Source organism: Streptomyces sp. NPDC002788, from assembly GCF_053592115.1.
Map to the genome: position 1 here is coordinate 257,533 of NZ_JBSFVB010000001.1, position 13,477 is coordinate 271,009.

The window sequence follows — 13,477 nt, forward strand, 5'->3', positions numbered from 1 at the left end:
GCGCAACGGAGCCTGATGTCCGGCGCGGAACGGACCGAAAAGTGACGCCTTATCAGCGCCATCGTCCATGGCGCCGTGAGGGGAAGGGATGTCATCGTTGACTTGTGTCATCGATGACATCGAGTGCCCCGATGATGGACGCCGTCGGGTCGACGCGTCAACGGTTCGGCCGGGATGTCCGCCGCGCGAATCGTCTGTCCGTCATACGCGATCGACCGTGGCGAGCTGCTCCATCTGGTTCCGCCACGGGGGGTTGGGGCCGGCGACCGAGCAGGTCAGGGCCGCGACCCGGGTGGCGAACCGGCAGGCTTCCGCGACATCGTCGAGGCGGAGTTCCGTCAGTCGGCCACCGAGCAGGCCGCGGGCGCCGAGGTTATGCAGCAGCCCGGCGGTGAAGGAGTCCCCCGCCCCGACCGTGTCGGCGACGCTCGTCGGCACGGCGGGCACCTGGATCCGTTCGCCGTCGAGCGAGGCCAGGGCGCCGTCGGCGCCACGTGTGATCACCACGAGCCGCGCCCCGGCGGCGTGCCAGATGTCGCAGGCCTCCTCGGGCGGCGTGCCCGGCAGCAGGAGTTCCAGGTCGTCCTCGCTGAGCCGCAGGACGTCGGCGAGACCGCACCAGTGCGCCAGCCGGGCACGGTAGACGTCGGGGTGCACCAGCAGCGGCCTGACATTGGGGTCGATACTGACGGTCGCGTGAGAGGCGGCCGCCGCCAGGAAGTCCTCCACCACCGCCGCGCCGGGATCCCGGACCAGGGCCAGGGATCCGGTGTGCACGCATGCGGTCTCCGACAGGTCCACCGACGCCAGCTCCTCGGCCGTCCACTGCCAGTCGGCCGTGTTCTGCGCGTGGAAGGAGAACGCGGCCTGCCCCTGGGCGTCCAGTTCCGCCACGGCCAGGGTGCTGGGTTCCGCTGCCGGGACGGCGCTCGACAGGTCCACTCCCGACGTCTCCAGGTGGGCGCGGAACAGGCGGCCGAACACATCGTCCGACAGTCGCGCGAGGAAGCGGGCCGGGGTGCCGAGCCGGGCCAGTGACACGGCCGTATTCGCAGGTCCGCCGCCCGGCAGCACACGCAGGGCGAGTTCGTTCGAGGCGCCCTGGGGTTCGGCGAACGCGTCCGCGACGCACTCTCCCAGGACGGTGATCTGACGCGGGCTCATGGGCTGCTCTTCTCTGACGGACGGACGGGCACACCGGGCGTCGTGATGCGGCTGCCGGATTGCCCCGGCGGGACGGCCGCGAGCGTTGCCGATTTGTGACGAGTGCAGGGCATTGACGTTTCCGGGAGACGGAGTCCATCATCCTCGCCATGCAGTGTCAACGATGACATGAGTCAACGATGACACCCCCGGGCGGCATGCTCTGACACCAACCCCGTGCCGCTCGCTACCCCTCAGGAGTCGATCATGTCTCGCACCACTCGCCTGTCTTCCTCCCTCCTCAGAGCCGCCGCGGTCACGGGCGTCGCGGCCCTCACCCTGACGGCCTGCGGGTCCGGCTCCGGCTCCGGTTCCGCATCGGGTTCGGCCGCCGCCGGTTCGGGCGACGTCAAGGTGGGTCTGATCACCAAGACCGACACCAACCCGTTCTTCGTGAAGATGAAGGAGGGCGCGGAGAAGACCGCGAAGGCCGAGGGCGTCAAGCTGTTGACCGCGGCGGGCAAGTTCGACGGCGACAACGCCGGTCAGGTCACGGCCATGGAGAACATGGTCGCCTCCGGCGTGAAGGGCATCCTGATCACCCCGAGCGACTCCAAGGCCATCGTGCCCGCGATCGAGAAGGCCCGGGCCAAGGGCGTCCTGGTCATCGCCCTGGACACCCCGACCGAGCCGCAGAGCGCGGTCGACGCCCTCTTCGCCACCGACAACCTCAAGGCCGGCGAATTGATCGGCGAGTACGCCAAGGCCGCGATGAAGGGCAAGACCGCGAAGATCGCCGCCCTCGACCTGGCACCGGGCGTCTCGGTCGGCGTCCAGCGGCACAACGGCTTCCTCAAGGGCTTCGGCGCCACCGAGAAGGACGTCGCCTGCGCCCAGGACACCAACGGCGACCAGTCCAAGGGCCAGACGGCGATGGAGAACTGCCTCCAGAAGGAACCCGGCATCAACGTCGTCTACACGATCAACGAACCGGCCGCGCTGGGCGCGTACACCGCGCTCAAGGCCAAGGGCCGGGAGAAGGACGTCCTGATCGTCTCCGTCGACGGCGGCTGCACCGGCACCCAGGCGGTCAAGGACGGCAAGATCGCCGCGACGTCCCAGCAGTACCCGCTGAAGATGGCCGCCGAGGGCGTCAAGGCCGTCGTGACGTACGCCAAGGACGGCAAGAAGGTTTCCGGTTACACCGACACGGGCGTCACCCTGATCAGCGACAAGGCTCAGGCCGGGGTCGCGTCCAAGGACACCGCCTACGGCCTGGAGAACTGCTGGGGCTGAGCCGCCCCCGACGGCCGTACGCACCCCAAGCGGGGCGGCCGACCCCCACTCCCCGACCCGGGGGACGGCCGCCCCCTCGTTCCCTTGTCCTCCGGCAAGGAGAGCCACGGACTTCTGTCTTCCGACAAGGACTTCGCATGACAGCCACGACCACGCCCCCGAGCACGTCCTCGCCGTACGCCGGGCTCAAAGCGCCGACCGCGGCCCGCAGGCTGCTCACGGCACCGACCACCGGCCCGCTGGTCGCCCTCCTCCTGGCCTGCGCCTTCTTCTCCTTCTCGACCGACCAGTTCCTCACCGGCGGCAACTTCTCGCTGATCGTGCAGCAGGTCATGGTCGTCGGCACCCTCGCCATCGGTCAGACCCTGATCATCCTCACGGCGGGCATCGACCTGTCGTGCGGTGCGGTCATGGCGTTCGGCAGCATCATGATTGCCAAGATGGCCGCGGAGGGCTCCCTGCCCCCGCTCGCCGCGATCGCCCTGGGCCTGGTCGTCTGTGGCGGCTTCGGGCTGCTCAACGGCCTGCTGGTGCAGAAGATCCCGCTGCCGCCGTTCATCGTCACCCTCGGCATGCTCAACGTGGCGTTCGCGCTGACCCACATCTACTCCGCGGAGCAGACGGTCACCAATCTGCCCGGCCCGCTGACGGCCCTCGGGCAGACCTTCCCGCTCGGCCGCACCGACATCACGTACGGCTCCCTGGTCACCATCGCCCTGTTCCTGCTCCTCGCCTACGCGTTGAGCAGCACCGGTTGGGGCCGGCACGTCTACGCCCTCGGCAACAGCCAGGAAGCGGCGCGGCTGAACGGCATCCGCACCTCCCGCCTGACCATCGGCGTCTACACCGTGGCGGGTGTCCTCTACGGCATCGCCGCCCTGCTGCTCATCTCCCGCACCGGAGTCGGGGACCCCCAGGCCGGCCAGACCGACAACCTCGACAGCATCACCGCCGTCGTCCTGGGCGGCACCAGCCTCTTCGGCGGACGGGGTTCGGTCCTGGGCACCTTCATCGGCGTCCTCATCGTCGGTGTCTTCCGCAACGGCCTGCAGCTGATGGGGGTCGCCTCCATCTACCAGACCCTGATCACCGGGGTCCTGGTGATCCTCGCGGTGACCGTCGACCAGATCTCCCGGAAGAAGGCCCGATGACCGCCACGACCTCCGCCCCCACGCCCGTGCTGCAGGCCCGCGGTCTGGTCAAGCGCTACGGCCATGTCACCGCCATCGACGGCGCCGACTTCGACCTGATGCCCGGCGAGGTCCTCGCCGTCATCGGCGACAACGGAGCCGGCAAGACCAGCCTGATCAAAGCGCTCACCGGCGCCCTGGTCCCGGACGAGGGCGAGATACGCCTCAACGGCAGGCCGATTCAGTTCTCCGGCCCGCAGAGCGCCCGCGCCCACGGCATCGAGACGGTCTATCAGGACCTCGCCGTGGCCGCCTCCATGGACATCGCCTCGAACATGTTCCTCGGGCGCGAGCTCCGCCGCCCCGGCGTCCTCGGCAGTGTTTTCCGCATGCTGGACAAGAAGCGCATGCGCCAGGAGGCCGCCGAGCACATGGCCGACCTGAAGATCGGCCTGCGCTCGCTGACCCAGTCCGTCGAGACCCTCTCCGGCGGACAGCGGCAGGCCGTCGCGGTCGCCCGTTCCGTCGCCTGGGCCCGCAGCGTCGTGGTCATGGACGAACCCACCGCCGCCCTCGGCGTCAAGGAGTCCGGCCAGGTCCTCGACCTCATCCGCCGGGTACGGGACAAGGGCATGCCGGTCGTCCTGATCAGCCACAACATGCCGCACGTCTTCGAGATCGCCGACCGGATCCACGTCCACCGGCTGGGCCGGCGCGCCGCGGTGATCAAGCCTTCCGACTACTCGATGGCAGAGGTCGTGGCCATCATGACCGGCGCGCTCACCGTGGATGAGGCCGGAGATACTGTCGTAGCGGATTCCCAGGCCGCGAAGGCCGCGGGAATCCAGGCCGATTGACGACAGGACTGAAGCACTCACAGGTTCCGGCCGAGGCCGCGGCCGGTTCCGCCGAGCACAGGAGACCGTTTCCCCCATGGCCGCCAAGCGCCGCCCGACCCTGGCAGACGTCGCCCGAGAAGTGGGCGTCAGCGCCAAGACCGTCTCCCGCGTCCTCAACGAGGACGGCCCCGCCTCGGCCGAGACCAGGGAACAGGTTCTCGCCGCAGTGGCCAAGCTCGGCTTCCAGCCGAACCTCATGGCCCGCAATATCCGGGTGGGTGGACCCGACACCACGATCGGACTGGTCATCCCCGACCTGGCCAACCCTTTCTTCGGAGCCGTGGCCAGGAGCATCGAGGACACGGTCCGCGACCGTGGCCTGACCCTGCTCGTGGGCTCCTCCGCGGACGACCCCGACCGCGAGCGCTCGTTGACGGACAAGTTCCTCGCCCGCCGCGTCAGCGTCCTGATGGTCGTGCCGTCCGTCGGCGCCGATCACTCCCACCTCAAGACCCCCCGCGCCACGGGACTGCCCGTCGTCTTCATCGACCGCCCGGGAGCGGGTCTGGCCACCGACAGCGTCGTCAGCTCCAACCGTGACGGCTCCCACGAGGGCGTCAGCCACCTGATCGGCCACGGACACCGGCGCATAGGCTTCATCGGCGACCTGCCCACCAGGCTCTACACCCGCCGCGAGCGCCTCGCCGGCTACCGCTCGGCCCTGCGGGAGGCCGACATCCCCTACGACCGCTCGCTGCTCGCCAGCGCGCACGACCAGCAGGGGGCAGAGGCCGCGACCTCGAAGCTGCTCGACCTGGCCGACCCACCCACGGCCCTGTTCGCCGGCAACAACATCATGGCGCTGGGCATCGTCGCCGAACTCGCCCGCAGCAAGCGCAAGGACGTGGCCGTGGTCGCCTTCGACGACGTCTCGCTCGCCGAGGCACTGGAACCGGCCCTGACCGTCGTCGCCCAGGACCCCGAGGAAATCGGCAGAACAGTGGCGACCACCGCCCTGGCCCGACTCGATGGCGACCGCACCCGGGCTCGCACCATCACCGTCCCCACCCGGCTGATCGTCCGAGGATCAGGCGAACAACCCGCGGTCGGCTCACGGAAGACATGATCGGGTCGCCTTCGTCGGAGCTCCGACTCGCCGGGTGACCGTACCTCCCCAACGGCCCGACGACCACGGGCGGTTGGACCGACGCGCTGCGGCCTGATCCGAGAGTCCGCCTCGGCGCCGCGCTCGTCGGCACGGCCGACCGCTTCGGCCGCGCCGTCATCAGGCCGGCGCCCGACCGGGCGCCGGCCTGATGACGGCGGTGATCGGCACGCCGTCCTTCCCGTGTCTGCCGATGTGGGGACGAAAGGCGGCATAAGACCATGAAAGGTCACCAATAGCCGAAATGCCTCACACCTGCCTGTTGTATGGATTCACACACAACGGGAGTGAGGGAGCATGGCCAAGGACATCACGGACGCGGGCCCGCCACCGTCCGCGAGCCTGAAGCCCGATGCGATCGGGTTCCTCGACGCGCTGGTCATCGGGCTCAACTCGACCTCACCGGCATATTCGGTGGCGGCGGTCATCGGCCCGATCGTGGCCCTGGTCGGCATCTACGCCCCCGGGGTCATGCTCGCGTCGTTCGTGCCCATGCTGCTGATCGCGTCGGCGTTCTACTACCTCAACAGGGTCGACCAGGACTGCGGCACGACCTTCTCGTGGGTCACCCGGGCGATGGGGCCGTGGGCGGGCTGGCTCGGCGGCTGGGCCATCACCATGACCGGTGTCCTGGTGGTCGGTTCGCTGGCGGACGTCGCCGTGACCTTCTTCCTGCTCGCCGTCGGGCTGGACAGCTGGGCCGACGACGACGTCGTGCGTCAGCTGCTGACGGTACTGCTCATCCTGGTGATGACGGCCATCTGCGTGATCGGCACCGAGGTGTCGGCCAAGGTGCAGAACGTCCTCATCATCGCGCAGGTCGTCTGCCTGCTCGTCTTCGCCGTGGTCGCGCTCTACCGCGTCTACGCCGACACCGGAACCCTCGACTCCATCCGCCCGGGGTTCGGCTGGCTGGACCCGTTCGGAGCCGGCGGAGCGCCACTGACCGCCGCCCTGCTGCTGGGCGTGTTCATCTACTGGGGGTGGGAGTCGGCGGTCAACCTCACCGAGGAGGTGGAGAACTCCGCAACCGCGCCCGGCAAGGCGGCCGTCTGGTCGACGGTGCTGCTGCTGGTGACCTACGTCGCGGTCGCCTTCGCGGTCGTGGCCTACGCCGGAACCGCCTACCTCGCCGAGAACGCGGCGGAGGAGGAGTTCGTCTTCGCCCTGCTCGCCGAGGAGGCGATGGGCGGCTGGAACTGGGTCGTGCTGCTGGCGGTCTCGACGTCCGCGCTGGCGTCCACCCAGACGACGATCATCCCTGCCTCGCGCACGGGACTGTCCATGGCACGCCGGCACGCCCTGCCCGCGCACTTCGGCCGCATCCACCCGCGGTTCCGCACCCCCGACGTGAGCACCTGGTGGGTCGCCGGCATCGCCATCGTCTGGTACCTCGTCCTGTACCAGGTCAGTGAGAACGCCCTCTTCGACTCCCTCACCGCGCTGTCCCTGCTGATCGCGTTCTACTACGCCCTCACCGGTGTCGCCTGCGCGGTCTACTACCGCCGCCAACTGACCCGCAGCGTCCGCAACTTCTTCCTGATCGGCCTCGGCCCGCTGATCGGTGCCGGGCTGCTGGCGTGGCTGCTGGTGGAGTCCGTGTCGGACATGGCCGACCCCGCCAACTCCTACAGCGGCGTCTCGTGGTTCGGGCTCGGTCCGCCGCTCGTCATCGGCATCGGCATCGCCGTCACGGGCGTGACCCTCATGGTCGTGTGGCGGCTGACGGCCCCCGCCTTCTGGTCGGAGCATCCGAGCGTGGTCGACCCCGGCCTCGTCGACGGCAAGGAGTCCTGAAGATGTCGGTGGTTCTCGGCTACGACGAGTCCCCGGGCGCCCGGCGCGCGCTGCGGGTCGCGATCGAGGTGGCGGCGGCGTACGACGAGCCGCTGGTGATCGTCTACGGCGTCGCGGCTCCCGGTGTCACGGGTGAGGAGTACGGCGCCCACCACGAGGCCGTCCGCGAGGCCGGGAACACCGCGCTCGGGCACGCGGTCCAGGTCGCCGACGAGGCAGGTGTGCGCACGTCGGTCGAGCTCGTCGACGAGCGGCCGGCGCAGGCGCTCATCGGCGCGGCGGCACGCCACGGGGCCAGGGTCATCGTGGTGGGCACGTGGGGCGAGAGCCCGGTGCGCGGGGCGCTGCTGGGCTCGACACCGCACAAGCTGCTGCATCTGTCCAGCGTCCCCGTGCTGTGTGTGCCGGCCGAGTCATGAACCGCCGGAGCGGCGCCTCGCCGCAGGCGTGATGACGTACAGGTCGAGGATATCGGGCATCGGCGCGACACCGGGACCGCCCTCCCGCACCCAGGAGACGATGTCCTCGGTCGCGGCCGGGTCGTTGACCAGCCCGAGCCACACCGGCCGGGCCCCGGCGGCCCGACCCGCGGCGGAGGGCCGGACGACGATGACGTTGGCCTGGTCGCAGACGTCGAGGCAGTCGGAGACGCGCACCGGTGCCGCGGCGCACAGGCGCTCGGTCTGGGCGGTGTGATCGACGCCGGTGACCTTGCGGCTGCCGCAGCAGCAGTCCCGGCAGACGACGATGCGGCAGGGAGCCCCTGCGGCGGCCGGTGTCGCGGACATCCGCACCCTCCCTGTCTGCTCGTCGTGATCATCATTCCATGCGGGGTTTCCCGGCCTCGGAGGGGGCGTCGGTCCGCCTCGTCACGTTCCTTCCCTGAGCGGGTTGGGCAGCGGCCGGTAGCGGGCGTCGGCGCCGTCCGCGCCCGTCCAGCGCAGCAGCAGGTTCGTCTTGGCGGGGAGGGTGGGTGAGGTGAGCAGGGCGGGGATCTCGGGGAGGTCGTGGCGGGCCAGTTCGCGGCGGGCGGCGGGCCAGGGGTCGAACCCGGCGTGACGTTCGGCGAGGGCGGCGGCGATCTCGGTGAGATGGTTGACGACCAGGCAGTACACGAGCCGCTCCCAGCCCGCCTCGCGCGATACGTCCGGCAGCAGTTTCACGCCCTCGGCGTCCCGGTACAGCGCCTGCACGGGCATGCCGTCGGCGTCCACGGCGACCAGGGTGTTCTGCAGATGGGCCTCGACGACGACGCCGTGCTCGGCGAAGGCCGCCAGCGCCGGGGGCACCACCTGCGTCAGGTACGCCGCCCACCAGGCCTCCGGGTCGGCGGCGCGGTCGAGCGGGCTGCCGTCGAATCCCTCGACGAGACCGGCGGCGAGCAGCGGGGTCGCGCCGGGCAGGACACGGCCGCCGAAGCCGTCGCGGACGAGGACGGCCAGGGCCTCGAAGGCGAAGTCGGCGGTGCGGTACCCGCGGTCGCTCAGCCAGGCCGGGGGGCCGTCGAACGCCTCGAAGGCGGCGCTCACGGCCGCGTCGGTCCGGCGCAGGGCGAGCAGGTCGTGGCGCCACAGCCGGCGGATGTCGTTGGTGATGCGCACGTCCAGGCTGAACTTCAGGAACAGGTCGTGCGCGGGCGTGTAGAGCGTGCGGATCGCGGCCGTGGGCCAGGTGTCGAAGGCGGTCGTGCCGAGCCGGACCAGCCGGCCGTCCGCGAAGGCGGCGGCGAGCTCCGCTCCGGCCAGGTCGAGCTGCCAGGGGTGGGCCGGGAGCAGCCGGTAGCCGGGCGGGGCCGTGCCGAGGGCGTCGAGCGCCGAGGTGTCGCCCTCCTCGACCACGGTGTCCTCGCGCAGGCCGAGCAGGGTCAGCGGGAAGCGGGCGTAGGCCTCGGGCGCGTACGGCAGCCAGCCGGCGGCGGGGCCGCCGCCGCGCGCCTTGGGGGCGGGGTGGTGGGTGTGGCCGGTGAGGAGGCACTGTTCGGAGCGCAGGTAGAGGTCCCCGGGCGGCGCGGCACCGGACCGGGCGGCCAGCAGCGCGGCCACGGCGTCCCGGCTGTCGAGCATCTCGGCGGGCAGTTCGTGGTTGGACACCCCGGTGTGCCGGCGCAGTTCCTCGGTGACGAGTTTCACCAGCTCGGCATGGTCGAGGCGATGCCAGCCGCCCGCCCCGTGGACCTCGGGTCCGGCGGGCCGCCGGGTCCCGCGCACGCGCAGCAGGCGGTCGCCGCCGGGCAGGCGGTAGACCCGGTGCCCGTCCTCCTGGTGCACCGGCCGGGCCACCTCCCGCAGCAGGCAGTTCAGCAGGGGCACGGCGGCGTACCCGTCGGCGAGGCCGCCGATGGCGATGTCGTCACCTCGGGCCGAGTCGTCGTCGGCGGGCGGGGGCATGAGGTCCACGCGTTCCACTCGTCCCTACGGTCCTTCCAGCGTTCCGGGCGGAGATGATCAGTATGTCGGTCGTCGCCATTCCGCTGTGACGCCCTATTCGTACCCGAGGAGCCCGCCCGTGCACCGTCCCACCACCGCCGAGGCCGAGGTCGCCGACGAGCTGGCCGTCGTACGCCCCGGTCTCCTGCCGCGGTACGAGGCCGAACTGCCCGGCGCCCGGGCGGCCGTGCTGTCCCGTCTGTGGCGCGGTCTCGCCCATGATCCGCTGCCCTGGGTCGCCCGCAGGGAGCAGGCCCGCGACGGGCTGGTCCTGCACCTCTGTGACGGACGCCGGCTGCACGGCCCGCGGCCGGATCCGTACGCGACCGGCGCGTACGTCACCGAGGTACGGCTCGACGGGACGGACCACGACGATCCGGCGCGGCTGATGACGGACCTCGCCGTGCCGCACTCCGCCCCCTTCGCCGCCGAACTCGGGCACAGTGCCGCATCGTTGGCGTTGTCGAGAGCCGGGCAGGGCGGCGAGGGGGACGCGTGGCCGGAGAGCGACTGGGAGTGGGAGCAGCGGATCGTCGACGGGCACCCGTTCCACCCGACGTGCCGGTCCCGGCCCGGTTTCTCGGTGGCCGAGCAGCTCGCGTACGGGCCCGAGCACCGGCCCCTGGTGGAGCTCGGGCTGGTGCCGGTGCGGGCGGAGGAGTGCCTGGTGACGGGCGTGTGGCCGCGGGAGCTGCGGGACGGGGAACGGGTGGCGCTGCCGGTGCATCCGTGGCAGGCGGCGCACGTGCTGAAGCGGGCGTGCGAGGAGCGGCGTCCCGGGCATCCGCTGATGTCCCTGCGGACGCTCGCCCTGCCCGGCGGGCCGCATGTGAAGACCTCGCTCAGCGCCCGGCTGACGTCCTCGGTACGGGACATCTCGCTGCCCTCGGTCGGCGCCTCCGCGCTGCTGTCGGACTTCGCCGGAACACCGGCGGCCCGCACGGACGGCCTGCTGCACATGACCCGCACCCTGGGTGCGGCGGCGGCCGGTTCCCCGGACCTCGCGGCCGTCCTGCGGGAGTCGCCGCAGACGTACGCGGGCAGCGGCGAACGGGTCTTGCCGGTGGCGGCCCTCGCGACCACCGACCTCCCCCGCTCCCCCGCCTGGCTGGCCGGTTTCACGCGCCTCGCCCTCACCGTCGGCCTGCGGCTGCTGGAACTGGGCGTGGCCCTGGAAGCGCACGGCCAGAACCTCCTGGTGGTCCTCTCCCCCACGGGCGATCCGCTGCGGCTGGTCTACCGCGATCTGGCCGACATCCGCCTCAGCCCGGCCCGCCTCGCCCGGCACGGCATCACGGTGCCCGATCTGCCCGCCCGCATGGTCACGGACGACGAACGCACGCTGCGGCGCAAACTGTTCGGCTCACTCGTGGCGGGGGCGCTGGCCGGGACGGCCGGATCGGGCGAGGCGCTCGCGACGGCGCTTCAGACGGCGGTACGGGATCTCCCGCACACTCCGGACCTCGCCGTGCTGCGTGCCGAGCCCGTCCCCACGAAGGCGCTGACGCTGATGCGGCTCTCGCCGCAGACGCCCGGGGACCAGTGGGCGGAACTGCCCAATCCCCTGTGGTGAAACCCGTTTTTGGAGCACGGGCGGAATGATCAATAGGATCCGCCGATGATCACAAGTAAACGGCTGGCGGCGGGCGTCTGCGCCCTGCTCGCCGCGCTGACGGCCGGGCTCGCCTTCCCGGCCGGGGCGGCCGCCGGTGAACCCACGGGCCGGGACGCCCCCAAGGTCGACCTCGTCCTCGACGTCAGCGGCTCGATGCGGGCCCGGGACATCGACGGCCAGTCGCGGATGGCCGCCGCGAAGCAGGCGTTCAACGAGGTGCTCGACGCGACGCCCGAGGAGGTCGAACTCGGCATCCGCACCCTCGGCGCCAACTACCCCGGCGACGACCGGAAGACGGGCTGCAAGGACACCGCTCAGCTCTACCCGGTCGGCCCACTGAACCGCACCGAGGCCAAGACGGCCGTCGCCACGCTCACCCCGACCGGCTGGACGCCGATCGGCCCGGCCCTGCTGAAGGCGGCCGACGACCTGGACGGCGGCGACGGTTCCAAGCGCATCGTGCTGATCAGCGACGGCGAGGACACCTGCGCGCCGCTCGACCCGTGCGAGGTGGCCCGGGAGATCGCCGCCAAGGGCATCGGCCTGACCATCGACACGCTGGGCCTGGTGCCGACCGCCAAGCTGAGCAGGCAGCTGAGCTGCATCGCCGAGGCCACCGGCGGCACCTACACCTCCGTCGAGCACCAGGACGAACTCACCGACCGCGTGAACCAGTTGGTGGACCGGGCAGCCGATCCGGTGGTGACGCCGGTGCCGGCGGAGGGCGCCGCCGGATGCGCGGACGCGCCGGCGCTGAAGTCCGGGCTGTACACGGACCGGGAGGAGTTCGGTCAGCAGCGCTGGTACCGGGTGGACGTGCGGCCGGGTCAGGAGCTGCGCGCCTCGGTGAGCGTGGCGGCCGACCGGGCCGTGAACCCCGCCTACGGCGTCCTGCTGCGGGCCGTCACGTCCAAGGGCCGCGAGATCGTGCGCGGTGAGGCGGCGGGCAACGGCCGTACGGACGTGATCTCGACGGGGCTGCGCTACCCGAAGGCCGGGAGTGACGAGGAGGACGCACCGGCCGAGGCCGTCTGCCTGTCGGTCTCGCACTCCTTCTCGGCGGCCTCCGGCGTGAAGACCACGCCCGGTCTGCCCCTGGAGCTGACCGTGGACGTGGTGGACGCCCCGAGCCAGGCGGGCGACGTGGCCGCCTTCGGACTCGGCCGGGGCTGGTGGCTGCTCGGAGTCCTCATCCTCGCCGGCTTCCTCGCCGGTCTCGTCTGGGGCTGGCTGTCGCGCTGGCGGGTCGCGGTCTGGAGGACCAACTGATGCGAGCGATACGCGCGTTGAGCGCTGCGATGCTGACCCTCGGCCTTGCCGCCGCCCCGGCCGCGGCGGACGCCTCGCCGGGGCCGTCGCAGGACGCCACGTCGGCCCCCACGCGGGCCGGTACGTCGTTCCGTACGGCGACCGAGATCGAGCAGGGGCAGGCGGCCACCGCGAGCGCCTCCACCGGCGACTACCTGTACTGGTCGTTCCCCGCCGACACCGGGCAGCGCCCCACGGTCACGGCGACGGTGAAGCTGCCGAAGACCCACGCCTTGCAGACCTGGCAGGTCGACGTGTACGACGGCCTGCGCCGCCGCCAGGCCTGCCGGTACGGGGCGCAGACGCGCACCGCGGCGGCGGACGTCTCCTCCGTGGAGCTGGCCTGCGTGCTGCGCACGGTCCGCTCCTGGTCGGAGCCGTGGGCCGACGACCCGCTGCCCGGTACGTACTACGTCCGCCTGACCGCCACCGGCGTCGGCGCCGCCGACCTGGGACTCCCGGTCGACGCCCGGGTGCGGACCGATTCCGAGGACATCGGCGGCTCGGCGGCGGTGGACGGCTCGCTGGCCGAGCCGCTGGTGCCGGGCATCGCGACGAAGCCCGAGGGGGCGCGGGAGGACGCGGCGGTGCTGGCCGGTCTGCAGCCCGAGGACGGCTGGGCGTCCGGCTGGTGGTCGGACCGGTGGGTGTGGACCGCGCTGGGCGGCGTGCTGGCCGCGCTGGCGGGGGTCGCCGGGTACGCGCTGACGCGCGGCTCGGGACGGCCGTCACGGGTGCCGCCGGGCGCCTGACCAGGC

12 protein-coding genes are annotated in these 13,477 nt (G+C 71.7%); 9 read left to right on the plus strand and 3 right to left on the minus strand.

The window, feature by feature from the left end; genetic code table 11:
* Positions 1-201 precede the first annotated feature (201 nt).
* A complete protein-coding gene (locus ACWD1U_RS01135; RefSeq protein ID WP_451103566.1) occupies positions 202-1,164 on the minus strand; it encodes a carbohydrate kinase family protein in 963 nt (320 codons plus the stop codon).
* A gap of 246 nt (positions 1,165-1,410) precedes the next feature.
* On the opposite strand from ACWD1U_RS01135, the gene ACWD1U_RS01140 reads away from it, so the two are divergent.
* The 6 genes from ACWD1U_RS01140 (at position 1,411) to ACWD1U_RS01165 (ending at position 7,789) form a co-directional block, all read left to right on the plus strand.
* Entirely contained in the window at positions 1,411-2,439 is a 1,029-nt protein-coding gene (locus tag ACWD1U_RS01140; RefSeq protein WP_451103567.1) for a substrate-binding domain-containing protein, read from the plus strand.
* Between the two features lie 137 nt (positions 2,440-2,576).
* Positions 2,577-3,590 carry an ABC transporter permease gene (locus ACWD1U_RS01145; RefSeq protein WP_451103568.1) on the plus strand — a complete coding sequence of 338 codons (1,014 nt, stop codon included), beginning with the start codon at positions 2,577-2,579 and terminating at the stop codon, positions 3,588-3,590.
* A complete protein-coding gene (locus ACWD1U_RS01150; RefSeq protein WP_451103569.1) occupies positions 3,587-4,426 on the plus strand; it encodes an ATP-binding cassette domain-containing protein in 840 nt (279 codons plus the stop codon). Before ACWD1U_RS01145 ends, ACWD1U_RS01150 begins: the two co-directional genes overlap by 4 nt.
* 76 nt (positions 4,427-4,502) lie before the next feature.
* The gene (locus ACWD1U_RS01155) at positions 4,503-5,534 is read left to right on the plus strand and encodes a LacI family DNA-binding transcriptional regulator (protein ID WP_451103570.1); all 1,032 of its coding nucleotides are present in this window, start codon (positions 4,503-4,505) and stop codon (positions 5,532-5,534) included.
* 336 nt (positions 5,535-5,870) lie between these two features.
* Entirely contained in the window at positions 5,871-7,370 is a 1,500-nt protein-coding gene (locus ACWD1U_RS01160; RefSeq protein WP_451103571.1) for an APC family permease, read from the plus strand.
* A gap of 2 nt (positions 7,371-7,372) precedes the next feature.
* The gene (locus ACWD1U_RS01165; protein WP_451103572.1) at positions 7,373-7,789 is read left to right on the plus strand and encodes a universal stress protein; all 417 of its coding nucleotides are present in this window, start codon (positions 7,373-7,375) and stop codon (positions 7,787-7,789) included.
* Here the strand turns inward: ACWD1U_RS01165 and ACWD1U_RS01170 are convergent.
* Positions 7,784-8,158 carry a (2Fe-2S) ferredoxin domain-containing protein gene (locus ACWD1U_RS01170; protein WP_451103573.1) on the minus strand — a complete coding sequence of 125 codons (375 nt, stop codon included), beginning with the start codon at positions 8,156-8,158 and terminating at the stop codon, positions 7,784-7,786. The two genes, ACWD1U_RS01165 and ACWD1U_RS01170, sit on opposite strands and share 6 nt — an antisense overlap.
* An 81-nt stretch (positions 8,159-8,239) precedes the next feature.
* A complete protein-coding gene (locus ACWD1U_RS01175; protein ID WP_451103574.1) occupies positions 8,240-9,775 on the minus strand; it encodes an IucA/IucC family protein in 1,536 nt (511 codons plus the stop codon).
* A 100-nt stretch (positions 9,776-9,875) separates the two neighbouring features.
* Here ACWD1U_RS01175 and ACWD1U_RS01180 point away from each other — a divergent pair, with 100 nt between their 5' ends.
* From ACWD1U_RS01180 to ACWD1U_RS01190, 3 genes are read left to right on the plus strand one after another with little or no spacing between them, the layout of a single operon-like run.
* On the plus strand, positions 9,876-11,369 hold the full coding sequence (locus ACWD1U_RS01180; protein ID WP_451103575.1) for an IucA/IucC family protein: 1,494 nt from the start codon (positions 9,876-9,878) through the stop codon (positions 11,367-11,369).
* 45 nt (positions 11,370-11,414) lie between these two features.
* Entirely contained in the window at positions 11,415-12,680 is a 1,266-nt protein-coding gene (locus ACWD1U_RS01185) for a VWA domain-containing protein (protein WP_451103576.1), read from the plus strand.
* Positions 12,680-13,471, plus strand: coding sequence for a hypothetical protein (locus ACWD1U_RS01190; RefSeq protein WP_451103577.1), 792 nt, complete (start codon positions 12,680-12,682; stop codon positions 13,469-13,471). The genes ACWD1U_RS01185 and ACWD1U_RS01190 overlap by 1 nt, the downstream gene beginning before the upstream one ends.
* Positions 13,472-13,477 lie beyond the last annotated feature (6 nt).

Excerpts from the sequence above, each read along its gene's own strand:
- ACWD1U_RS01150 (WP_451103569.1), top strand. The coding sequence starts at position 3,587 with ATGACCGCCACGACCTCCGCCCCCACGCCCGTGCTGCAGGCCCGCGGT.
- ACWD1U_RS01165 (WP_451103572.1), top strand. The coding sequence starts at position 7,373 with ATGTCGGTGGTTCTCGGCTACGACGAGTCCCCGGGCGCCCGGCGCGCG.
- ACWD1U_RS01155 (WP_451103570.1), top strand. The coding sequence starts at position 4,503 with ATGGCCGCCAAGCGCCGCCCGACCCTGGCAGACGTCGCCCGAGAAGTG.
- ACWD1U_RS01185 (WP_451103576.1), top strand. The coding sequence starts at position 11,415 with ATGATCACAAGTAAACGGCTGGCGGCGGGCGTCTGCGCCCTGCTCGCC.
- ACWD1U_RS01135 (WP_451103566.1), bottom strand. The coding sequence starts at position 1,164 with ATGAGCCCGCGTCAGATCACCGTCCTGGGAGAGTGCGTCGCGGACGCG.
- ACWD1U_RS01170 (WP_451103573.1), bottom strand. The coding sequence starts at position 8,158 with ATGTCCGCGACACCGGCCGCCGCAGGGGCTCCCTGCCGCATCGTCGTC.
- ACWD1U_RS01140 (WP_451103567.1), top strand. The coding sequence starts at position 1,411 with ATGTCTCGCACCACTCGCCTGTCTTCCTCCCTCCTCAGAGCCGCCGCG.
- ACWD1U_RS01145 (WP_451103568.1), top strand. The coding sequence starts at position 2,577 with ATGACAGCCACGACCACGCCCCCGAGCACGTCCTCGCCGTACGCCGGG.
- ACWD1U_RS01160 (WP_451103571.1), top strand. The coding sequence starts at position 5,871 with ATGGCCAAGGACATCACGGACGCGGGCCCGCCACCGTCCGCGAGCCTG.
- ACWD1U_RS01190 (WP_451103577.1), top strand. The coding sequence starts at position 12,680 with ATGCGAGCGATACGCGCGTTGAGCGCTGCGATGCTGACCCTCGGCCTT.